Source organism: Pseudomonas sp. SWI7 (assembly GCF_006351945.1).
In the GTDB taxonomy this organism is placed as follows: domain Bacteria; phylum Pseudomonadota; class Gammaproteobacteria; order Pseudomonadales; family Pseudomonadaceae; genus Aquipseudomonas; species Aquipseudomonas fulva.
Map to the genome: position 1 here is coordinate 4,262,352 of NZ_CP040930.1, position 22,000 is coordinate 4,284,351.

The window sequence follows — 22,000 nt, forward strand, 5'->3', positions numbered from 1 at the left end:
CACCCTATCCACTGAAGGTCTTGGCGGGCAAAAAACAAGCCGAGGATTATACCCGAGCATGGACCTCACGCGCCAGATGAGGTCGGGTTTTGTGCGGGAACATTCCGGCTCAACAAGGCGAGAAGCTGGGTTTTTTCCTCGCTGGTCAATTCGCTTTGACGGGATTTCCTGAGCAGTTGTTCCAGGCTTCGCTCACGTTGGCGAGCGGACAAGCTAGTAATGGTGTCGAAAAACTGTTGTTCAAGGTTGTCGGCCACGATCAACCATTCCTTCTCCGCCAAAGCCCGCAGCAGGCGACCTTGTTCGGTGCCATGCCAGCGTGCGATCAGCTGCATTGAGCTTAGCCCAGGATTTTTCTGTGCAGCTTCGATCAATGCCACCAGCAGTTGGCTGTAGAGCTGTTCTTCGTCGGCAAAATGGCTGGCGTCCTCCACCTTGCCGGCCAACAGCGGATGGTGCAGCAGCGTACGCAGCGCCGCCAGCGTAGGCGGTTCGACCGGTGCCGGCACGCGGGGCGGGGGCTCGTCACGCTGCCACGGCTTGCCGCCCTTGCGATGCTTGTCCCAGGGTTTGTCGCTCCAGGCTTTCTTGCCGCCGGCCTTTTTTGGCGTCCAGGCTTGTTCCTGATGGGCGCCAGCATAATCGGGCTGCGGCATGTCGCCGTAATCAGGCGTGTAGCTGACCATGGCGTCGTAGTCATAGCCTGGATCGTAGTCTGCGCTGGGCGCCGCGGGGGCCTGCTGGGCCAGTTGCTCGACCTGCTGCGGATCGAGCCCGGTGATGTCCCGCAGGCGGTTGCGCATCAGCTGACGCAGGTTGGCGCCCGGAATTTTTTCGATCAACGGTGCAGCCAGGGTCGCCATGTGCGCCTTGCCCTCGAGCGAGCGAGGGTCTGCCTCGATGCTCAACTGCTCGAAGAAGTAATCGGCCAGCGGTTGGGCGTGCTGATTGATGCGGGCCATGAAGGCGTCGGTGCCTTCGGCGCGGACCAGGCTGTCCGGGTCTTCGCCTTCGGGCAGGAACAGAAAGCGCGCGCGACGGCCATCCTGCAAGTTCGACAGGGCGGACTCCAGCGCCCGCCAGGCCGCCTTGCGCCCGGCCTGGTCGCCGTCGAAGCAGAACAGTACGCTCGGGACCACGCGAAACAGGCGCTTGAGGTGCTCTTCGCTGGTGGCAGTGCCCAGGGTGGCCACGGCGTTGCGCAAGCCCTGCTGGGCCAGGGCAATCACGTCCATGTAGCCCTCGACCACGATGATTTCGTCGAGGTTGCGGTTGTGCTTGCGGGCCTCGTACAGCCCGTACAGCTCCTGGCCCTTGTGGAACACGGGCGTTTCAGGGGAGTTCAGGTACTTGGGCTTGTCGTCGCCTAGCACCCTGCCGCCGAAGGCGATGATACGGCCACGGCTGTCACGAATCGGGAACATCACCCGATCGCGGAAGCGGTCATAGCGTTTACCGGTTTCGGCATTCTCGATCAGCAGGCCGGCATCGATCATGACCTTCTGCTGCAGCGTGTCGGCACCCAGGTGCTTGAGCAGGTTGTCCCAGCCCGGCGGCGCGAAACCCAGGCCAAAATCCCGCGCCACTTCGCCGGATAAGCCGCGGCCCTTGAGGTATTCCACCGCCGCCTTGCGGGTCGGGTGACTGCGCAGGGCCTGGCGGTAGAACTCCGAGGCGGCGTCCAGCAGCGGATACAACGGGGAATCGGTCGGCTGGCGCGGTTTCTGGTCGCGCCGGCCTTGCTCGCGCGGGACTTCCATGCCTGCCGCGCGTGCCAGTTCCTCGACGGCCTGGGGAAAATCCAGGTTGTCGTGGTCCATGACGAAGCCAAGGGCATTGCCACCGGCGCCGCAACCAAAGCAGTAATAGAACTGCTTGTCGGGGCTCACGGTGAAGGACGGGGTCTTTTCCTTGTGGAACGGGCAGCAGGCAGAATAATTCTTGCCGGTTTTTTTCAGTTGGACACGGGAGCTGACCACGTCGACGATGTCGAGGCGGTTGATGAGGTCGTCAATGAAACTCTGGGGAATCAGCCCGGCCATGGCAGTCTCGTCAATCTGGCAACTGGCAAGTCTAATCGCTCACGCGCCGAATGCAGCGGGTGATGCTTGAAGCTATGCGGGGAATAAGTGCTCGTCGCCGGCCCATAAGGCCCGTCAGTCGGACGTGCACGCCTGGCCTACAGCACAATGACCAGTTCTGACGTTTCAGGCAGGTTGCCCGCATGCACGGTGCTTGAACAGGTGCATGGAGCCTTGAGCAAGTTGCTCAAGTTTGAAACGACCACTGCCATCGCCCGGCGGTTAACCGGGCAGGGCAGAAGCTTTGCGATGAACGTCTGTATTAGTACAGACGAACGGCGCGGCGCTGTTCGCGCTGAACTTTCTTGGCGTGACGTTTGACAGCGGCAGCTGCCTTACGCTTACGCTCTGCGGTCGGCTTCTCGTAAAACTCGCGGCTACGAACTTCAGCCAGTACACCGGCTTTTTCGCAGGAGCGCTTGAAACGACGCAGAGCTACGTCGAAGGGTTCGTTCTCTTTAACTTTGACGGCTGGCATCCAGGGCTACCTTAATTCATTACCGGGGTAGACGCGCTCCTGGCAAAACAAAGGTGTGCTGGAGAACGTCGGTTTTCAAGGGTTGCGGATGTTAACCCTTAGCAAGCCGGAATGCAAAGCCTCTGATCGAAAACCGCTGGTCGGCACCTTGCACGGGGACTATCATGCGCGCCTTCGAATTCAGCCCCCACAAGGGACGAGCCCATGCTAGTACTGGGATTGGAAACATCCTGCGACGAAACCGGCGTCGCATTATACGACAGTGAGCGGGGCCTGCTGGCCGATGCGCTGTTCAGTCAGATCGACCTGCACCGCGTATTCGGCGGCGTGGTGCCCGAGCTCGCATCGCGCGATCACGTCAAGCGCATGCTGCCGCTGATCCGCCAGGTGCTGGACGAAGCGGGCTGCGTGGCCACCGAAATCGACGCCATCGCCTATACCGCAGGCCCCGGGCTGGTCGGCGCACTCCTGGTCGGTGCCTCCTGCGCCCAGGCCCTGGCCTTTGCCTGGGATATCCCGGCCATCGGTGTACACCACATGGAGGGCCACCTGCTGGCGCCCATGCTGGAAGAAAACCCGCCGGCGTTTCCGTTCGTCGCCTTGTTGGTTTCCGGCGGTCATACCCAGCTGGTGCGCGTCGATGGCATCGGTCAATACGAGTTGCTCGGCGAGAGCCTGGACGATGCGGCCGGCGAGGCGTTCGACAAGACCGCCAAGCTCATTGGGCTGAACTACCCCGGTGGGCCGGAAATTGCCCGGCTTGCCGAGCGCGGCACGCCGGGCCGGTTCGTGTTCCCACGACCGATGACCGATCGGCCAGGCCTGGCAATGAGTTTCAGTGGCTTGAAAACCTTTGCCCTCAATACCTGGCAGCAGTGCCGGGAGGCTGGCGACGACAACGAACAAACCCGTTGCGACGTGTCCCTGGCGTTCCAGCAGGCGGTGGTAGAGACTCTGACCATCAAGTGTAAGCGGGCGCTCAAGCAGACGGGCCTCAAGCGGTTGGTCATCGCCGGGGGTGTCAGCGCCAACAAGGCCCTGCGCGCTTCGCTGGAAGACATGCTTGGCAACCTCAAGGGCAATGTCTATTACGCCCGTCCGCAGTTCTGCACCGACAACGGGGCCATGATCGCCTATGCCGGCTGCCAGCGACTGCTGGCGGGGCAGCAGCAGGACCTGGCGATCAGTGTGCAGGCGCGCTGGCCGATGGAGCAGCTGCCGCCCCTGTAGGGCTCAGAAGTGCCGCTCGCGGCCTGCAAACAGGTCACGCAGGTTACTGCGATGGCGCCATACGATCAGGACGGTCAGTACCGTCATCGGCAGCAGGGCCTCGGGCTGGCGCCAGGCCAGCAATGGCAGGGTCAGCGGTGTTGCGATCAGCGCAGCCAGGGAACTGGTCCGGGTGAGGTACAGGGTCAGCAGCCAGGCAACGATGGCCAGCAATGCGGCAGGCAGGTACAGGCCGACCAGCATGCCGGCCGCGGTCGCGACGCCCTTGCCACCGCGAAAGCGAAAGTACACGGGGAACAGGTGGCCCAGCACTGCGCAGATACCGATCCAGGCCTGCGCGTGCAGGTCAAGCCCGGCAAGGCGGGCGAGCATTACCGGCAACAGCCCCTTGCACAGGTCGCCAAGCAGGGTCAGGATCGCCATCTTGCGCCCTGCCAGGCGCAGCATGTTGGTCGCGCCGGCATTGCCCGAACCACTGCAACGCGGGTCCGGGCTGCCTGCAAGGCGGCTCAGGACAATGGCGAAGGACAGCGAGCCGAGCAGGTAGGCGAGCAGCGCCAGTAACCAAAACATGCTAACTATTCCGGGCGAGGACGCCCTGATTCTAACGGCGCCAGTCGCCCTTGTCGTGCTGTGGAGAGAAGTGCTTGGACAGAGTGTTCATCGAAGGCCTGGAAGTCGATACCGTGATTGGTGCCTATGACTGGGAGCGGGATATTCGCCAGTGCCTGCGGCTTGACCTGAGCTTTGCCTGGGACAACAAGCCTGCGGCCGCGGGCGACGACCTCGCCCTGGCGCTCGATTACGCGAGCGTTTCGACGCGTATCCAGGGGTTCGCCGAGCAGGCACGCTTCGAGTTGGTCGAAACCTTCGCCGAGCGCCTCGTTGCCGTGTTGATGGACGAGTTCGGCATTCCTTGGGTACGCCTGAAGCTCACCAAGCCGGGCGCAGTGCCGGCAGCGCGTGGTGGTGTTGGCGTGGAGATCGAGCGCGGATGTCTCTGAGCACGGTATACCTAGGCCTTGGCAGCAACGTCGATCGGCACACCCACCTGTGTGCCGGCCTCGATGCGCTGGCCGCCATCCTGACCGACATGCGCTGCTCGCCAGCCTTCGAAAGCCAGGCGGTGGGCATCAAGAGCGGGCCGTTCATCAATTTCGTGGTGACCGGGCAGACGACGTTGCCGTTGATCGAACTGGACCGGCGGCTGAAATTCATCGAGGCCGACAATGGCCGGTATGCCCCTGATCGACTCGGCCTACCCCTGGATATCGACGTGCTGATGTATGACGACCTGCATGGCACTTTCGACGGGTTGGTGCTGCCCCGGGCCGAGATTCTGAAAAATGCCTTCGTGCTGTGGCCGTTGTCGCTGCTGGCGCCTGAACTGGTGCACCCGGGTGTAGGCAAGACCATGGCGCAGGTATGGCAAGAGGCGCAGATCGATCAGGTGCTGGCGCCAGTCGCCTTCGAGTGGCGTGGGTTGCAACTGACGCCTGGCTGATGGAGGCTCGTACTGTCGGATGCAAGTCCCGGTATGTCAGCCATCTGCTGCTGGGGTTGCCGCGCAGGTCGAGCGAGCTGCGCGGCATCGTCGCTAGCTGCCCTTGTAGGCATCGAGCGCCTGCAGGCGCTCATTTTTCAAGGCCTCACCCAATGCCTGGCCAGTGAGACCATCCTGAACCAGCGGCTTCACATCCACGGCCCGGGCAGCGGCCATAGCCCCTTGCAAGTAGTCTGCCTGCCGGTAGTCTGTCCGCCCGTTGCCCTGCGCCATCGCCCTGCACGCTGCTAGAAAGTCCTCGAAACGTTGCGGTCTGCGGTAAACGTCGAACGTTTGCAACAGATCCAGCAGCGCCTGGGCAGGCAGCTCAAAGGCCTGATTGGCCTGCTCCAGGCACTGGCTGGTCAGCATCGACAGCTCCTGGCATTCTCGCGGGGTTTTCAGGCGCTGATTGAGCGCTTTGATCGACGCGGTGGGCAAAGGATGCAGCAGACAGGCCCAGCGTATGCGCAAAGCAAGCTGAAGCTTGGCTGCCTGTTCCAGTGAGGCCAGGGTCTGGGGGTGAGGCTCCAGTTCCGGCAGCAGCACTTGCAGGGCATTGCACGCTCGCAGGACTTCGAAGAATACCTGGGGGTGCGCTTCCATCAATGCCCGCTCGATTTCCTTCCAGGTGCGTTCTGCCGTCAACGCCAGCAACTCACCCGACGCGCTGATGTGCTGCATCAACCCCAGCGTGTCGTTGGCCACCTTGAAACCCAAGGGCGCATAGCGCGCAGCAAAACGGGCCACGCGCAATACACGCAGAGGATCTTCGGCGAACGCCGGAGAAACGTGGCGAAGCAGGCGTCGATCGAGATCGGCCTTGCCCTGGTAAGGATCGTAGAGCGTACCGCACGCGTCCTCGGCCATCGCGTTGATGGTCAAGTCGCGGCGTATCAGGTCTTGCTCCAGTGTGACGTCCGGGCTTGCGTGAAAGGTAAACCCACCGTAGCCCCTGCCGCTCTTGCGCTCGGTGCGGGCCAGCGCATATTCCTCACCGGTCTTGGGGTGCAGGAACACCGGAAAGTCGGCGCCTACCGGGCGAAATCCTTCGGCAAGCATGTCTTCAACCGTGGCGCCTACCACAAGCCAGTCGATATCACTGACCGGGCGCCCGAGTAGACGGTCGCGTACAGCGCCCCCCACTTTGTAAATGTGCATAGGTAACTCCCCCTGATTGCCGACAGCATAACCTGCCGGCCGCCAGGGGGCGCATCACAGGTGGTGAATGACCGCCATGTCCAGGCGTCCGTAGTCGGAGCCTTCGCCGTGCTCGCCACGGGGCGGCATATGATGGGTTTTCATCACCTGGTCGCCTTGCACGGTCTCCAGGTGAATATCGAACCCCCACAACCGATGCAGGTGTTTGAGCACCTCTTCGGTCGAACTCCCCAAGGGCTTGCGGTTGTGTTGCTGGTGACGAAGCGTCAGTGAGCGATCTCCGCGACGATCAACACTCCATATCTGCACGTTCGGCTCGCGATTGCCGAGGTTGTATTGGGCAGCCAGTTGTTCGCGGATGGTGCGATAACCCGCATCATCGTGTATGGCAGGCACGTAAAGCTCGTCCCGCTGGTCATCGTCCAGGATGCTGAACAGTTTCAGATCACGCATCACCTTGGGCGACAGGTACTGAAGGATGAAACTCTCGTCCTTGAAGCTGCTCATGGCGAACTTGAGGGTCGAAAGCCAGTCGCTGCCGGCAATGTCGGGGAACCAATGGCGATCTTCCTCCGTGGGTGCCTCGCATATGCGCCGAATGTCGGTGTACATGGCAAAGCCCAGTGCGTATGGATTGATACCGTTGTAATAGGGGCTATCGAAACCTGGCTGGAAGACCACGCTGGTATGGGACTGAAGGAACTCCATCATGAAGCCTTCGGTGATCAGCCCCTCGTCATACAGATCGTTCATCAGCGTGTAGTGCCAGAAGGTCGCCCAGCCCTCGTTCATCACCTGTGTCTGGCGCTGCGGATAGAAATACTGGGCGATCTTGCGCACGATACGCACCACCTCGCGCTGCCAGGGTTCGAGCAGTGGCGCGTTCTTCTCGATGAAGTAGAGGATGTTTTCCTGGGGTTCGGCGGGGAAACGCATGTCGTCCCGCTCACTGGCCTTGTCGGCACTCTTGGGAATGGTGCGCCACAGGTCGTTGATCTGCCGTTGGAGGTGCTCCTCCCGGTCCTTCTGGCGGCGACGTTCTTCCTCGGCGGAAATGGGGTAGGGACGCTTGTAGCGGTCCACCCCGTAGTTCATCAGAGCGTGGCAAGAGTCGATGAGGTCTTCCACCGCATCGATCCCGTGACGTTCCTCGCACTGGGCGATGTACTGCTTGGCAAACACCAGGTAATCGATGATGGAGCTGGCATCGGTCCAGGTGCGGAACAGGTAATTGCCCTTGAAGAAACTGTTGTGCCCGTAGCAGGCATGAGCGATCACCAGGGCCTGCATGCACATGGTGTTCTCTTCCATGAGGTAGGCGATGCAGGGGTCGGAGTTGATGACGATTTCGTAGGCAAGCCCCATTTGCCCGCGGCTGTAGGATTTCTCGGTACTGAGGAACTGTTTGCCGTAGGACCAGTGGTGATAACCCAGCGGCATGCCGACCGAGGCGTAGGCATCCATCATCTGCTCGGCGGTGATCACCTCGATCTGGTTGGGGTAGGTGTCCAGGGCGTAACGTTCGGCCAGGCGGCCGATTTCCCGGTCGTAGGTCCGGATCAGGTCGAACGTCCACTCTGAGCCGGTGGAGATGGGCTGGCGTCTCTGTGCTCTGGCGGTCATGTGGCTAACCTGCGCTGGAAGAGTTCACGGAAGACCGGGTAGATATCGCCGGCCGATACCAATTGCTGCTGCGCGAACGTGTCGGGGAAGGCATCGCCGATACGTTCGTACTCGTACCAGAGCGCCTGATGTTCACGTGGGGTGATTTCCACGTAAGTGTAGTACTGAACGTGCGGCATGATCTGCCGGGTGAGGATGTCGCGGCAGATGGGTGAGTCGTCGTTCCAGTTGTCGCCGTCCGAGGCCTGGGCCGCGTAGATGTTCCAGTCACTGGCCGGGTAGCGTTCGGCCATGATTTCCTGCATCAGCTTCAAGGCACTGGAAACGATGGTGCCGCCGGTTTCGCGACTGTAGAAGAACTCCTCCTCATCCACTTCGCGCGCGCTGGTATGGTGCCGTATGAACACGACTTCGATCCGGTCGTAGTTACGCTTGAGGAACAGATACAGCAGGATGAAGAAGCGCTTGGCAATGTCCTTGGTGGCCTGGGTCATCGAACCCGAGACGTCCATCAGGCAGAACATGACGGCCTTTGAACTGGGGTTCGGTTGTTTCACCAGCAAGTTGTACTTGAGGTCGAAGGTGTCGAGGAAGGGCAGACGGTTGATACGCGCCTTCAACCGCTCGATCTCCTGCTCGATTTCCTGGATGTCGGTGAAGTTGTCAGGCTCCTCGACGCGCAGGCGGGCAAGTTCTTTCTGGGCTTCGCGAAGCAGGGCACGGCTGCTGCCGGTCAATGCGATCCGCCGGGCATGGGCCGAGCGCAGTGTACGTACGATATTGATGCGTGACGGGTTACCCTCGCTTGCGATACCTGCGCGCACGTTCTTGAAGGTATCTGCACCCGTCAGGTGACGCTTGACCAGGTTTGGCAATTCCAGGTCCTCGAACATGAACTCGAGGAACTCCTCCTGGGTGATCTGGAAAACGAAGTCGTCCATGCCGTCACCGGCGTTGCCGGCCTTGCCACGGCCACTGCCGCCACCACCACCCTGCGGACGGGGAATATGCTCGCCGGCGGTGAATTCCTTGTTACCCGGGTGTACGACGGTCTGCTTGCCGCCACGGCCATGGTGCAGCACCGGCTCGTCGATATCACGGCCAGGGATGCTGATCTGTTCGCCGTGCTCCATATCCGTGATGGAACGGCGACTCACCGCTTCTTCAACGGCCTTCTTGATGTGATCACGGTACCTGCGCAAAAAGCGCTGGCGGTTGACCGTGCTCTTGTTCTTGCCATTCAGGCGTCGGTCGATAACGTAGCTCATGGTTCCTCCTGCGGGGAGCAGCTGCAAGCCATAAGCTTCAAGCTGCAAGAAAGAGCAGCCGCCGCAGCTGCGGGCACTGGCGCCGAACGGGTGCCCGGCGCCGGCCAGCGTGAAGCCTGCGGCTTGTCGCTTGCCGCTTTATTGCGATTTCCTGACCCGCAGGTACCATTCCGACAGCAGACGCACCTGCTTGTCGGTGTAGCCACGCTCCACCATGCGCGTGACGAAGTCGTTGTGTTTCTGTTGATCCTCTTTGCTGGCCTTTGCGTTGAAGCTGATGACGGGCAGCAAGTCTTCGGTGTTGGAGAACATTTTCTTCTCGATCACCACCCGCAGCTTCTCGTAGCTGAGCCAGCTTGGGTTCTTGCCATTGTTGTTGGCACGGGCGCGCAGTACGAAGTTGACGATCTCGTTGCGGAAATCTTTGGGGTTGCTGATACCCGCCGGTTTCTCGATCTTCTCCAGCTCTTCGTTCAGGGCGATGCGGTTGAGAATCTCGCCGGTTTCCGGGTCGCGGTATTCCTGGTCCTGGATCCAGAAGTCGGCATACAGCACATAACGGTCGAAGATGTTCTGGCCGTACTCGCTGTAGGACTCCAGATAAGCCGTCTGGATTTCCTTGCCGATGAACTCGATGTACCGGGGGGCGAGGTATTCTTTCAGGTAGCGCAGGTAGCGTTCGCGTACCTCGGCCGGGAATTGTTCCTGCTCGATCTGCTGTTCAAGCACGTACAGCAGGTGCACCGGGTTGGCCGCCACCTCATGGGGGTCGAAGTTGAACACCTTAGACAGGATCTTGAAGGCGAAGCGGGTCGACAGGCCGTTCATGCCTTCATCGACGCCGGCCGAGTCGCGGTATTCCTGGATGGACTTGGCTTTGGGATCGGTGTCCTTGAGGTTTTCACCGTCATACACCCGCATCTTCGAATAGATGTTGGAGTTGTCAGGCTCCTTGAGGCGCGAAAGGACGGTGAACTGAGCCAGCATTTTCAACGTGTCCGGGGCACAGTGGGCCTTGGACAGCGAACTGTTGACCAACAACTTGTCGTAGATACGGATCTCGTCGCTGACCCGCAGGCAGTACGGTACCTTCACGATGTAGATACGGTCGATGAAGGCTTCGTTGTTCTTGTTGTTACGGAAGGTGTGCCATTCGGATTCGTTGGAGTGCGCCAGCAGGATCCCGGAATAGGGGATGGCGCCCAAACCTTCCGTACTGTTGTAGTTGCCTTCCTGGGTGGCGGTCAGCAGTGGGTGGAGCACCTTGATGGGCGCCTTGAACATCTCGACGAATTCCATCAGGCCCTGGTTGGCGCGGCAAAGCGCGCCTGAATAGCTGTAGGCGTCGGCGTCGTTCTGCGGGAATTCTTCGAGCTTGCGGATATCCACCTTGCCCACGAGCGCAGAGATGTCCTGGTTGTTCTCGTCGCCAGGCTCGGTCTTGGCGATGGCAATCTGGTTGAGGATGGACGGATAGAGCTTGACCACCTTGAACTTGCTGATATCGCCGCCGAATTCCTGCAAGCGCTTGGTGGCCCACGGCGACATGATGGTGTTCAGGTAGCGCCGCGAGATGCCGTATTCTTCCTCGAGGATGGCCCCGTCTTCAGTGGCGTTGAACAACCCTAGCGGTGATTCGAAGACCGGCGACCCCTTGATGGCGTAGAAAGGCACCCGTTCCATGAGTTGCTTGAGCTTTTCGGCCAGGGAGGATTTGCCGCCACCCACGGGGCCGAGCAGGTACAGAATCTGTTTCTTCTCTTCCAGGCCTTGGGCGGCATGGCGGAAGTACGACACGATCTGGTCGATGCACTCTTCCATGCCATGGAAGTCGGCAAAGGCCGGGTAGCGCCGGATGACCTTGTTGGAAAAGATGCGCGACAGCCTGGAGTTGGTAGAGGTGTCGATCAGCTCTGGCTCACCGATGGCCAGCAACAGGCGCTCGGATGCCGATGCGTAGGCGCTACGATCCTCCTTGCACAGTTCCAGGTACTCCTGCAGCGAGAGTTCTTCCTGGCGCGTGGACTCGAAGCGTTGTTGGAAGTGGCTAAAAATACTCATGACGTCACCTCGCTCGATACGTTGAGACGACGCCGGATCAGTCAGCTGATGCTGGCATGCAAGCGGCACTGCCGATTGCCATATACCCCCCAAACACCCTATAGCGCTACCGATGACCCGCACGCCGGTGTACCGGCTCTCCCCTTTTTCCGGATGGCCTGCGCTTAAGGATAGTTGGTAATCGGCAAGGTCAAGGGCGTGGGTGACGGAAGTTGCCAGCGACCGTTCGTCAGAACGGTCTCAAGCCCGCACATGGCGCGGGCTGCAGTGACGATGAAAAATTTATTCTTCAGTGCCTTGGGCGGTTTCGGCAGGGTAGGTGGAGCGCCACAGCTCAAAGCCACCATCGACGCTGTAGACGTCGGAAAAGCCTTGCCCTACCAGGTAGGCAGCCGCGCTTTGGCTCGAATTGCCGTGGTAGCAGACGACCAGCGTCGGTGCGTCCAGGTCGGCATTGCGAATGAAGTCGGCGACCGAATGGTTGTCCAGGTGGCGGGCACCGGTGATGTGACCTGCTGCGTAAGCCTGCGGGTCACGAATGTCGACCACGACGGCACCTTGCGCACGCAGGGCCAGGGCCTGTTCGGGGGGGATGCGCTTGAATTCGCTCATGGGGTTGGCTCTGTTCCGGGTTGATCGTTGAGGGTTGAAGTTGGCGCCGCAGGGCGCAGTGTGCCGTCATCGGCACAATCGCAATGGTGGTACTGGCCGTTATCGACGTTGTACAAGGTCATGGACCCGCCCCATACGCAGCCAGTGTCCAGCGCGATGACGCCGGGTTCCTTGACCTGGCCCTGCAAGGCGGCCCAATGCCCGAATATGATCTTCACGTGGCGAGAACGCCGGCCTTTGTGGGCGAACCAGGGCTTGTACCCTTTGGGTGCGCTGTCCAGCCCTTCCTTGCTCTTGAATTCGAGTTTGCCTTCTGCGGTGCAGAAGCGCATGCGCGTCAGGTAATTGGTAATGACCCGCAGGCGTTCGACACCCGCCAAGTTCTTGCTCCACTTGGCGGGCTCGTTGCCATACATGCCGTCCAGGTACAGCGGCAGACGGCTGTCATCGCGCAGTACTTCTTCGACTTCGCCAGCCAGCTCCAGGGCTTTGCCCAGTGTCCATTGCGGCGGAATGCCCGCGTGTACCAAGGCGATGCCGCGCGGTTCATCGTAATGCAGCAGCTTTTGCTGGCGCAGCCAGTCGAGCAGCTGGTCGGCGTCAGGTGCCTCGATGATTTCACGCAGCGTGTCGCTCTTCTTGAGGCGTTCGACGTTGCGCCAGGCCGCAAGCAAGTGCAGATCATGGTTGCCCAGCACGCAGGTCAGCGATTGGCGAATCGAATACAGGTAGCGCAGCGTCTCAAGCGACTCAGGCCCACGGTTCACCAGGTCGCCAACCAGCCACAGCTTATCCACCGCCGGGTCGAAGCGCACACGTTCGAGCAGGCATTTGAGCGGCTGTAGGCAACCTTGCAAGTCACCGACGGCGTACGTGGCCATCAGTGCAGCGCCCCAGGTACTGCCAGGCGGAACGGCGCGATCTGTGCGTCGAAGCGCTTGCCGTCTTCGGCGAACATCTCGTAGCTCCCCTGCATGGTTCCCACGCGGGTGGTGATGACGGCGCCACTGCTGTAGGTGTGGCTCTGGCCCGGCTCGATCGTAGGTTGTTGACCAACCACGCCAGAGCCTTGCACCTCTTCGACCTCACCATCACCGTTGGTGATCAGCCAGTGCCGGGACAGCAGCCTGGCTTTGAGCGAGCCATGGTTATGGATGGTGATGGTATAGGCGAAAGCGAAACGGCTGCTCTCGGGGTCGGATTGTTCTTTGAGGTAACGGGTCACGACGCTGACGTCGATCTGATAGCGAGGGTCGGTCATGCAAGGGCCTTGGGAACTGACGCAATGATGCAGTCTAGGCCATAGGGAGGGGAGAGGGCCAGCGGCGCGATGGGCACGTGCGCTGGCGGACTGACCCGCAAGCAGGCGCCGGGCATCGGGGCGGCGATCTGCTTGCAGGTGCTGACTGCGTTCAGCGGGGCAGGGGGACGGTCAGGCCGTCTGATCAGCCAACTGGTCGGCCAGGCGCACGAAAGCCGCCAGGTCCAGTTGCTCGGGGCGCAGGCTACCATCCACCCCAGCGGCCTCGATGGCGGCGCTGTCGAGCAAGCCTTTAAGGGTATTGCGCAGGGTCTTGCGACGTTGGTTGAACGCATCGCGCACCACCCGCTCAAGCAACTGCGGGTCCTTGGCCGGATGAGGCAGCACGTCGTGCGGCACCAGCCGGACGATGGCCGAGTCCACTTTCGGCGGCGGGTTGAACGCGCCGGGCCCTACGTTGAACAAGTGTTCGACGCGGCAGTGGTACTGGACCATGATCGACAGCCGACCCCAATCACCGCCCCCAGGCCCTGCGGCCATGCGCTCGACCACTTCCTTCTGCAGCATGAAGTGCATGTCGCGGATCAGGTCGGCGTGGCTGAGCAGGTGGAAGATCAGCGGGGTGGAGATGTTGTAGGGCAGGTTGCCCACCACCTTGAGGCTACGTGCCGGTACCCCCAGCTGGTTGAAGTCGAACTTCAGGGCGTCGCCTTGGTGCAGGCGGAAATTGCCGTTGCCTGCAAACTTGTGCTGCAGGATCGGCACCAGGTCCTTGTCCAGCTCCACTACATCCAGTTGCGCGCCGCTGCCCAGCAGGCCTTCGGTCAATGCGCCCTGGCCCGGGCCGATTTCAAGCAAATGCTCGCCTGGCTTGGCATTGATGGCACGCAGGATGCGGTCGATGATGCCTGCATCGTGCAGGAAGTTCTGCCCGAAACGCTTGCGCGCCCGGTGTTGGTATTGCTCGTTCATGGTCGGTTCTCGGCCATCTGGTAGGCGGTGTCCAGGGCAACGCGCAGGCTGCCGGTATCGACCTTGCCGGTGCCGGCCAGGTCCAGGGCCGTGCCATGATCAACCGAGGTACGGATGATCGGCAGGCCCAGCGTGACATTGACCGCAGCGCCGAAGCCCTTGTACTTGAGGACGGGGAGCCCTTGGTCGTGGTACATCGCCAGCACCGCGTCGCAGTGCTCCAGATATTTGGGGGTAAACAGGGTATCGGCCGGCAGTGGCCCGCGCAGGTCCATGCCTTCGGCACGTAGACGGGTCAGGGTAGGCTCGATGATGTCGATTTCCTCGCGGCCCAGATGGCCACCTTCGCCCGCATGGGGGTTCAGGCCGCATACCAGGATGCGAGGGTTGGCGATGCCGAATTTGTCGCGCATGTCGGCATGCAGAATGCGTGTCACGCGCTCGATGCGCTCGGCAGTAATGGCCTCGGCGATGTCACGCAGCGGCAGGTGGGTGGTGACCAGGGCGACGCGCAGGCCGTGGGTGGCCAGCATCATTACCACTTGGGCGGTATGGGTCAGCTCAGCCAGAAATTCGGTATGCCCCGAAAAAGGAATACCGCTTTCATTGATGACGCCCTTGTGCACGGGCGCTGTGATCATGCCGTCGAAATGGCCGTCCAGGCAGCCTTGTCCGGCACGGGTCAAGGTCTGCAACACGAATGGCGCATTGGCCTGGTCCAGCTGACCAGCCACCACTGGGGCAGACAGCGGCGTGTCCCACACATACAGGCTGCCGGCGGGTGCCGGTTGGCTCGGCCATTGCCCTGGCATGACAGACAGCAAGCTAACGTCCAGCCCCAGCTGGGTGGCCCGCTCGGCGAGCAGGTCACGGCTGGAGATGGCAATCAGAGGGTGGGGCTGGGCGTCGGCAGCGAGCAGCAGGCATAGGTCAGGCCCTATCCCCGCCGGCTCGCCGGGTGTGACGGCGAAGCGCAGGGGCTTCACTGAGCAGCCTGGTCAGCGCCAGGCAGCTTGATTTCAACGTAGGCTTCGTCGCGGATCTGGCGCAGCCAGGTCTGCAGCTCTTCGTCGTACTTGCGGTTGCGCAGCACACTCAGGGCTTGCTGTTCACGGGCCTGTTCGGTGCTGTCGGTAGCGCGGCGGCCCAGCACTTCCATCACGTGCCAGCCATATTGGGTCTTGAACGGCTTGGTCACCACGCCTTGCTGGGCGTTGGCCATCTGCTCGCGGAACTCCGGCACCAGGGTGTTCGGGTCTACCCAGTTGAGGTCACCGCCGTTGAGCGCCGAGCCCGGATCTTCCGAGAAGCTCTTGGCCAGGGTGGCAAAGTCTTCACCGTTTTCGATGCGCTCGTAGATCTTTTCAGCCAGTTGCTGAGTGGCGGCTTCGCTGCGCACTTCACTTGGCTTGATCAGGATGTGGCGCACGTGCACCTCGTCGCGCAGCACGTTCTCGCTGCCACCACGCTTTTCCTCAAGCTTGAGGATGATGAAGCCGTTGGGGATGCGAATGGGCTGGGTAATTTCACCCACCGGCATGCTGCTCAGCATCTTGGCAAAGTCCGGAGGCAGTTGACCAGCTTTGCGCCAGCCCATCTCGCCGCCTTCGAGCGCGTTCTCACTGGCCGAGTTGGCGATTGCCATCTGACCGAAGTCCGCACCTTGCTTGAGCTGCTGGTAGACATCGCCCACTTTGCGCGCAGCCTTCTGGATGTCGCTGGAGTTGGCCGCTTCCGGGGTTGGGATCAGGATGTTGGCCAGGCGGTATTCTTCGGACATCTGCATCTTGCCCATGTCCGAATTCAGGAAGTTCTTCACTTCCTGCTCCGACACCTGGATGCGCTCGGCCACCCGGCGTTGACGCACGCGGCTGATGATCATCTCGCGCTTGACCTGCTCGCGAGCATCGTCGAACGACAGGCCGTCATGGGCCAGGGCCGCGCGGAACTGGTCGATGGACATGCCGTTGCGCTGGGCAATGGTGCCGATCGCCTGGTTCAGCTCCTCGTCGGTGATGCGGATGCCCGAGCGCTCGCCGATCTGCAGCTGCAGGTTTTCGACGATCAGGCGTTCCAGCACCTGCTGCTGCAGGGCGCCGCTGGGCGGCACGCTGCCGCCGCGCTTGGCGATGGTCTGCTGAACTTCCCGCACGCGCTGGTCCAGTTGGCTTTGCATGACCACGTCGTTGTCGACGATGGCCACCACCCGATCAAGCGGTTGCACCGCGGCATGCACCGCGCCACTCAGCAAAGCGACGCCCAGCAGCACTGGGCGCAGTCGATCAATAAGCTTGTTCTTCACGTTCACGGTAACCTTGAATGCCTTGGCCGAGGAAGGATTCGACCTTGTTGCCAACGACGCCGCCGAGGCCCTTGAGAACGACCTGCAGGAATACACCATGGTCGCCTTTTTCGTTCTGCGGCAGTGCCTGGCTGAAGTCGTCGAAGTCGAGCCAGTAACGGTTGATCAAGCGCAGCTTCCAGCAGCAGTTGTCGTACTCGAAACCGCCCATGGCTTCCAGGGTGCGGTTACGGTTGTAGTCATGCTGCCAGCGAGCGATGACGCTCCACTGCGGGACGATCGGCCAGATGACCGAGAAGTCGTGCTGCTGGATCTTGTAGTAGTCCTTGATGTAGTTCGGGCTACCCGGGGTGCCGTAGTCGCCACCACCCACTTTCCACGTACCGGTGGCCGAGTCGTAGGCGATGGTGTCGTTACGGTAGCGATAACCGAGGTTGACGATCTTGTTCGGGTTGTCTTCAGGCTGGTAGTGGAACATTGCACTGCCCGAGCGGGTGCTGTGACTGTCCGGGTCCCAGTTGAAGTCCGAATTGAAGCGCCAGTCGCGGTTGAAGTAGTAGTTGTACACCAGCGCGTACGGCGAGACGTCCGACTGCGAGTCCTGGCGGTCACGGTAGTCGAGGCCCGGCAACTGGACCTTGCGGTCCTTGAAGTAGTAGGCCTGGCCGATGCTGAAGTTCTGGCGCTCGAAGCCATTGTCTTCGATCCAGCGGGTGGTCACGCCCAGCGAGAGCTTGTTCTCGTCGCCGATGCGGTCGCTACCGCTGAAGCGGTTGTCACGGAACAGCGAGTCATAGCTGAACAGCGTCTCACCGGTGTCGAACAGCGGGATGTCCTTCTGATCCTTGTAGGGAACGTTCAGGTAGTACAGGCGCGGCTCGAGGGTCTGCTTGTAGTTGTTGCCGAACAGCGAGGTGTTGCGGTCGAAGTACAGGCCGCTGTCCACGCTGAAGATCGGGACGCTGCGGTTGACCGAGCTGCTGTAGCTGCCATAGGCACCAGGGTTGGCGTTGGCAAGGCGAACAGCGTCAGCCTTGCCTTGGCTATCGAGGTCAAGATCGTACTGGGTGTAGGCATACTTCAGCTTCGGCGTCAGGTAGCCATAGCTGGCCTGCATGGGGTAGCTGATCGATGGCGCCACGTTGAGGCGCGTGCCGTTGGCCCGTTCGATACCCTGGATGTTCTGGTCCAGACGACGACCGTCGGCGCCAGCGGTGAGATCCAGATTACCGTCCTTGTCGAACACCGGGCCGTTCTTCAGGTCACGATCGAAGCGCGCCGCTTCGGTTTCGTAGGCCATGGTCAGGCCGCCCGGCTGGTACGGCAGCACACCGTTGAGGGTGATCTGCGGCAGGCGGTCGTAAGGCGTGATCTGCGAGATGGTCGCTGCCTCGTAGGCATGCACGTTCAACCGCGCGGTGTAGCTGTCGCCGCGATAGGTCAGGGCGCCCTGCTGATCGAGGAAGTCCTTGTTCTCGACGCCGATCTGGTCCGACTCAAGGTCCTGGAAGTAGAACGGGTCGCTGATGTCGGTGTAGTTCACCTCGGTCATCAGGCGCTCGTTCAGGCCACCCTTGTGCTGCCAGTTGACCATGTAGCGCTGGTCTTTGTAGTCGGTCTGGTCCTTGCGCTCGTCGCTCTTGTCGTTGAGGTAGGCGCCGCCGAACTGGCCTTCGCTCGAAGGCGTCAGGTAGCGGAACTCGCCTTCCATCAACAGGCCACGCTTGGTCATGTAGCGCGGGTACAACGTGGCGTCGTAGTTGGGCGCCAGGTTGAAGTAGTACGGGGTGACCAGCATGAAGCCAGTGTCGCTGCTGGTGCTGAACGACGGCGGCAGGAAGCCGGACTGGCGGCGGTCGTCGATCGGGAAGTAGATGTACGGTGTGTAGAACACCGGGAAATCCTTGACCCGCAGCGTGACGTTGGTGGCAGTGCCGAACCCGGTGGCCGGGTTGAGGGTGATGTTGTTGCCCTTGAGCTGCCAGGCGTTGCTGCCCGGTTCGCAGGTGGTGTACGTACCGTCCTTGAGGCGGATGATGGCGTTCTCACCGCGCTTGGCGTACAGGGCACTGCCGCGAATGTGCGACTTGTGCATCACGTATTCGGCGTTGTCGACCTGGGCTTCGCCGGTGTCGAGCTGGATCTGCGCCTGGTCACCGACGACCAGCGAGCCGTTGTCACGGATCTTGACGTTGCCCTTGAGCTCGCCACGGTTCTCGGCCTGATACAGGTTGGCCTCGTCGGCCTGGGCCTGCATGCTGCCCTGGCGCATGACCACGTCACCGGCCAGGGTCGCAATCTGCTGCTCCTGTTGGTACTTGGATACCTTGGCGTTGATGTAGGTCGGCGACTCGTCCTTGGGCGTGGTGTCCGCCATGCCGGGGCGCAGCGGCTCGACATAGGCACCGCCGCAGTACGGGCCGGTTTCGGCCAGCTGCGCGGCGGTCAGCTTGTCACGCGGGACCCAGTCCAGGTGGCTGTAGTCCTCGCTGCGCGACTTCAGCCCACGGCCCTTGGCCTCGGTGACCAGCATCGGCCGGTCGGCCTCGGCTTCACCCGTCGCTTCGGTGCCGGTACCGCCAGCAGCGGCGGCACCCTCGTGCACCGGGCGCGGTGGCAGGTTGGTGACGGCGGTTTTGGGCTTGCAGTCCCAACCACCGGAGGCGGACACTTGGCAGTCGAATTGTTCGGCTGCCATGACGTGCGACATGGCCAGAGGTTGCAGGGCCAGCAGACTGCCGGTGACGAGCAACGGAAACTTTCTACGAAACGCGGGGGATTTCAATGCCATCTTATTAGTCCGGGCTTCCTGCGTGCCATCTGCCCGCGTGTGGGGCCGCACGCCTCTCGATGGTCTGAAAAAGATGCTGGATAATAAAGCATGACCCGCTTGACGGCTAGGGCCGTCGGAGACCCTTGTAATGCCTGAACACGATGTACGCCTGCAGCAACTGTCCGCGTGGCTCGACCAGCAACTCCAAGACCTTTTCCTGCGCCAGGCCTGGGGCCCGGTGCCGGCCGGCAGCCTGACGCCTGCCAGCAGCGATGCGAGCTTTCGCCGTTATTTTCGCTGGGAAGGCGCAGGGCACAGTTTCGTGATCATGGATGCACCGCCGCCACAGGAAGATTGCCGACCGTTCGTCGCCATCGATCACCTGCTTGCCGGTGGTGGTGTGCATGTGCCGCTGATCCATGGCCAGGACCTTGAACGCGGTTTCCTGTTGCTGGGCGACCTGGGCCGCCAGACCTACCTGGACGTCATCGACGCCGACAATGCCGATGCCCTGTTCGCCGATGCCATCGATGCCCTGCTGGCCTTGCAGGCGCTGCCCATGGATGCACCGTTGCCCCGCTATGACGAAGCACTGCTGCGCCGGGAGGTGGAACTGTTCCCCCAGTGGTACGTGAAGCATGCGCTTGGCCTGGCGTTCGACGAGGCGCAGGCAGCGGCGTGGCAGCGATGCAGCCAGTTGCTGATCGACAGCGCCCTGGCCCAGCCGCAGGTGCTGGTACACCGCGATTTCATGCCGCGCAACCTGATGCAGAGCGACCCTAACCCCGGCGTGCTGGATTTCCAGGATGCCGTTTACGGCCCGGTCACCTACGACATCACCTGCCTGTTCAAGGATGCGTTCCTCAGTTGGCCGCAAGCGAGGGTCGAAGGTTGGCTGCACGACTATTGGCACAAGGCCAAGGCCGCCGGTGTTCCAGTGCAGGCCACGTTCGAAGCCTTCCAGCGTGCCAGCGACTTGATGGGGGTACAGCGCCACCTGAAGGTGATCGGTATCTTCGCCCGTATCTGCCACCGTGATGGCAAACCGCGTTATCTGGCCGACGTACCGCGCTTCTTCGCCTATATAGAAGAAGTGATCGGCCGGCGGCCGGAGCTTGCCGAGCTGGGCGAGCTGATCGCTGGCCTGCAAGCAGGAGCGCGTGCATGAAGGCGATGATTCTGGCAGCAGGCAAAGGCGAGCGCATGCGCCCGCTGACCCTGCACACGCCCAAGCCGCTGATACCGCTGGCGGGGCGCCCGCTGATCGAATACCACCTGATGGCGCTTGCGGCGACAGGGGTCACCGACGTGGTGATCAACCACGCCTGGCTGGGTCAGCAGATCGAGGACCACCTGGGCGATGGCAGCCGTTACGGCCTGCGTATCGCCTATTCCCCGGAAGGCGAGCCGCTGGAGACCGGAGGCGGTATTTTCAAGGCCTTGCCCTTGCTGGGAGATGCGCCGTTCCTGCTGATCAACGGTGATATCTGGACCGAGTACGATTTCTCCCATCTACAGGCGCCGCTGCAAGGGTTGGCTCACCTGGTGCTGGTGGACAACCCCGGGCATCACGGCCTAGGCGATTTTCGCCTGGCCGGCACTCAGGTGGTCGATGGGGACGGTGCACCCGGCACGTTGACCTTCAGCGGTATCTCGGTGTTGCATCCGGCGTTGTTCGAAGGCTGCACACCTGGCGCCTTCAAGTTGGCGCCCTTGCTGCGCCAGGCCATGGCCAGCGGCCAGGTGAGCGGTGAGCATTTTGCCGGGCACTGGGTCGATGTGGGTACCGTCGAGCGCCTGGCCGAGGCCGAGCGTCTGCTGGGCGAGCAGCGCTGAGATGTGGTGGCCAGGCACGTTGATCGGGGCTGGGGCAGGGTTTGCCATCGCCAGCATTCCGGGTGCCCTGCTCGGTGCACTGCTGGGGCAGATGATGGACCGTCACCTGCGCCTGCAAGGCTGGGACGATGTGCGCGAGCGGTTAGGCGGGCGTCCGGCGCCAAGGGACGAAGAGTTGCTGTTTGTGCTGCTGGGGCGCCTGGCCAAAAGCGATGGGCGTGTGGTCGAGCAGCATATCCAGCAGGCTCGGCAGGAAATGGCCCGGCTGAACCTGGATGAAGCGGCCAGGTTGCGGGCGATCGATGCTTTCAATCGGGGCAAGGGTGGCAAGGAACGGTTGGGCAGCTATCTGCGCCGGATCCGCCAGCAGCCTCATGCGGCCGAAGGCACCTTGCGCGCCAGCTGGCGCATGGTCTGGGCCGACGGCAAGATGGGCAACAAGGAGCGTGAGCTGCTGCTGGACTGGGGACACAAACTGGGCATGAGCCGGCGCCAGGTGCAGGCCATGTCCCAGGAGTACGAACCTCGTCGAACGGCTGGCATGGCAGGGGTCGGCATGACCTATGCGGCAGCGATGCGCCTGCTTGGCGTGGACACCGATACCGACGGCGCACTTGTCAAACAGGCTTATCGCCGACTGGTCAGTCGTCATCACCCGGACAAGCTGGCCGGCACTGGCGCCAGCGAGGCGCAGCTGCGCGAAGCCACCGAGCGAACTCGCGAGCTGCACCAGGCCTACGCGCTGATCCGTAAGCGCCGGGATCTCTAGCCGGCACCGAGCGCCGGCAGTGATCCTGCC

20 protein-coding genes are annotated in these 22,000 nt (G+C 61.8%); 6 read left to right on the forward strand and 14 right to left on the reverse strand.

The window, feature by feature from the left end:
• Nucleotides 1–65: 65 nt before the first annotated feature.
• Nucleotides 66–2,042, reverse strand: coding sequence for a DNA primase (gene dnaG, locus FH041_RS19475; protein ID WP_023532591.1), 1,977 nt, complete (start codon nt 2,040–2,042; stop codon nt 66–68).
• A 301-nt stretch (nt 2,043–2,343) separates the two neighbouring features.
• Nucleotides 2,344–2,559: a 30S ribosomal protein S21 gene (rpsU, locus tag FH041_RS19480; RefSeq protein ID WP_003255575.1), complete on the reverse strand. Its 216-nt coding sequence runs from the start codon at nt 2,557–2,559 to the stop codon at nt 2,344–2,346.
• 204 nt (nt 2,560–2,763) lie between these two features.
• Here rpsU and tsaD point away from each other — a divergent pair, with 204 nt between their 5' ends.
• The gene (gene tsaD, locus FH041_RS19485; RefSeq protein WP_058603029.1) at nt 2,764–3,789 is read left to right on the forward strand and encodes a tRNA (adenosine(37)-N6)-threonylcarbamoyltransferase complex transferase subunit TsaD; all 1,026 of its coding nucleotides are present in this window, start codon (nt 2,764–2,766) and stop codon (nt 3,787–3,789) included.
• A 3-nt stretch (nt 3,790–3,792) separates the two neighbouring features.
• On the opposite strand, the gene plsY is transcribed toward tsaD, so the two are convergent.
• Complete coding sequence (gene plsY, locus FH041_RS19490) at nt 3,793–4,362, reverse strand: glycerol-3-phosphate 1-O-acyltransferase PlsY (RefSeq protein WP_027913620.1); 570 nt, start codon at nt 4,360–4,362, stop codon at nt 3,793–3,795.
• Between the two features lie 74 nt (nt 4,363–4,436).
• On the opposite strand from plsY, the gene folB reads away from it, so the two are divergent.
• Together folB and folK are read left to right on the forward strand one after the other, a co-directional pair.
• On the forward strand, nt 4,437–4,793 hold the full coding sequence (folB, locus tag FH041_RS19495; protein ID WP_028686623.1) for a dihydroneopterin aldolase: 357 nt from the start codon (nt 4,437–4,439) through the stop codon (nt 4,791–4,793).
• Entirely contained in the window at nt 4,784–5,293 is a 510-nt protein-coding gene (gene folK, locus FH041_RS19500) for a 2-amino-4-hydroxy-6-hydroxymethyldihydropteridine diphosphokinase (RefSeq protein WP_027913622.1), read from the forward strand. Before folB ends, folK begins: the two co-directional genes overlap by 10 nt.
• 93 nt (nt 5,294–5,386) lie before the next feature.
• On the opposite strand, the gene FH041_RS19505 is transcribed toward folK, so the two are convergent.
• The 11 genes from FH041_RS19505 to FH041_RS19555 form a co-directional block, all read right to left on the reverse strand.
• The gene (locus FH041_RS19505; protein ID WP_140174977.1) at nt 5,387–6,493 is read right to left on the reverse strand and encodes a multifunctional CCA addition/repair protein; all 1,107 of its coding nucleotides are present in this window, start codon (nt 6,491–6,493) and stop codon (nt 5,387–5,389) included.
• Between the two features lie 54 nt (nt 6,494–6,547).
• Nucleotides 6,548–8,116, reverse strand: a complete 1,569-nt coding sequence (locus tag FH041_RS19510) for a SpoVR family protein (RefSeq protein ID WP_027913624.1) — start codon at nt 8,114–8,116, stop codon at nt 6,548–6,550.
• Nucleotides 8,113–9,384 (reverse strand): YeaH/YhbH family protein, encoded by a 1,272-nt coding sequence (locus tag FH041_RS19515; RefSeq protein ID WP_028686621.1) that lies wholly within the window; start codon nt 9,382–9,384, stop codon nt 8,113–8,115. Before FH041_RS19515 ends, FH041_RS19510 begins: the two co-directional genes overlap by 4 nt.
• A 138-nt stretch (nt 9,385–9,522) precedes the next feature.
• Nucleotides 9,523–11,445 carry a PrkA family serine protein kinase gene (locus FH041_RS19520; RefSeq protein WP_027913626.1) on the reverse strand — a complete coding sequence of 641 codons (1,923 nt, stop codon included), beginning with the start codon at nt 11,443–11,445 and terminating at the stop codon, nt 9,523–9,525.
• Nucleotides 11,446–11,727: 282 nt separating this feature from the next.
• On the reverse strand, nt 11,728–12,057 hold the full coding sequence (gene glpE, locus FH041_RS19525) for a thiosulfate sulfurtransferase GlpE (RefSeq protein WP_023532468.1): 330 nt from the start codon (nt 12,055–12,057) through the stop codon (nt 11,728–11,730).
• Complete coding sequence (locus tag FH041_RS19530; protein ID WP_028686620.1) at nt 12,054–12,938, reverse strand: symmetrical bis(5'-nucleosyl)-tetraphosphatase; 885 nt, start codon at nt 12,936–12,938, stop codon at nt 12,054–12,056. Before FH041_RS19530 ends, glpE begins: the two co-directional genes overlap by 4 nt.
• On the reverse strand, nt 12,938–13,318 hold the full coding sequence (gene apaG / locus FH041_RS19535; RefSeq protein ID WP_023532682.1) for a Co2+/Mg2+ efflux protein ApaG: 381 nt from the start codon (nt 13,316–13,318) through the stop codon (nt 12,938–12,940). Before apaG ends, FH041_RS19530 begins: the two co-directional genes overlap by 1 nt.
• A gap of 171 nt (nt 13,319–13,489) precedes the next feature.
• The gene (gene rsmA, locus FH041_RS19540) at nt 13,490–14,290 is read right to left on the reverse strand and encodes a 16S rRNA (adenine(1518)-N(6)/adenine(1519)-N(6))-dimethyltransferase RsmA (protein WP_027913628.1); all 801 of its coding nucleotides are present in this window, start codon (nt 14,288–14,290) and stop codon (nt 13,490–13,492) included.
• Complete coding sequence (gene pdxA / locus FH041_RS19545; protein WP_027913629.1) at nt 14,287–15,276, reverse strand: 4-hydroxythreonine-4-phosphate dehydrogenase PdxA; 990 nt, start codon at nt 15,274–15,276, stop codon at nt 14,287–14,289. The genes rsmA and pdxA overlap by 4 nt, the downstream gene beginning before the upstream one ends.
• The gene (surA, locus tag FH041_RS19550) at nt 15,273–16,598 is read right to left on the reverse strand and encodes a peptidylprolyl isomerase SurA (protein WP_088523757.1); all 1,326 of its coding nucleotides are present in this window, start codon (nt 16,596–16,598) and stop codon (nt 15,273–15,275) included. The genes pdxA and surA overlap by 4 nt, the downstream gene beginning before the upstream one ends.
• Nucleotides 16,573–19,383, reverse strand: a complete 2,811-nt coding sequence (locus FH041_RS19555) for an LPS-assembly protein LptD (RefSeq protein WP_027913631.1) — start codon at nt 19,381–19,383, stop codon at nt 16,573–16,575. The genes surA and FH041_RS19555 overlap by 26 nt, the downstream gene beginning before the upstream one ends.
• 130 nt (nt 19,384–19,513) lie before the next feature.
• Here FH041_RS19555 and FH041_RS19560 point away from each other — a divergent pair, with 130 nt between their 5' ends.
• Genes FH041_RS19560 through djlA form a run of 3 tightly spaced genes read left to right on the forward strand, consistent with a single transcriptional unit; the run spans nt 19,514 to nt 21,970 of the window.
• Complete coding sequence (locus tag FH041_RS19560; protein WP_027913632.1) at nt 19,514–20,533, forward strand: aminoglycoside phosphotransferase family protein; 1,020 nt, start codon at nt 19,514–19,516, stop codon at nt 20,531–20,533.
• On the forward strand, nt 20,530–21,201 hold the full coding sequence (gene murU, locus FH041_RS19565; protein ID WP_027913633.1) for an N-acetylmuramate alpha-1-phosphate uridylyltransferase MurU: 672 nt from the start codon (nt 20,530–20,532) through the stop codon (nt 21,199–21,201). Before FH041_RS19560 ends, murU begins: the two co-directional genes overlap by 4 nt.
• A 1-nt stretch (nt 21,202) precedes the next feature.
• Nucleotides 21,203–21,970 carry a co-chaperone DjlA gene (djlA, locus tag FH041_RS19570; RefSeq protein ID WP_027913634.1) on the forward strand — a complete coding sequence of 256 codons (768 nt, stop codon included), beginning with the start codon at nt 21,203–21,205 and terminating at the stop codon, nt 21,968–21,970.
• The last annotated feature ends 30 nt before the right edge of the window (nt 21,971–22,000 follow it).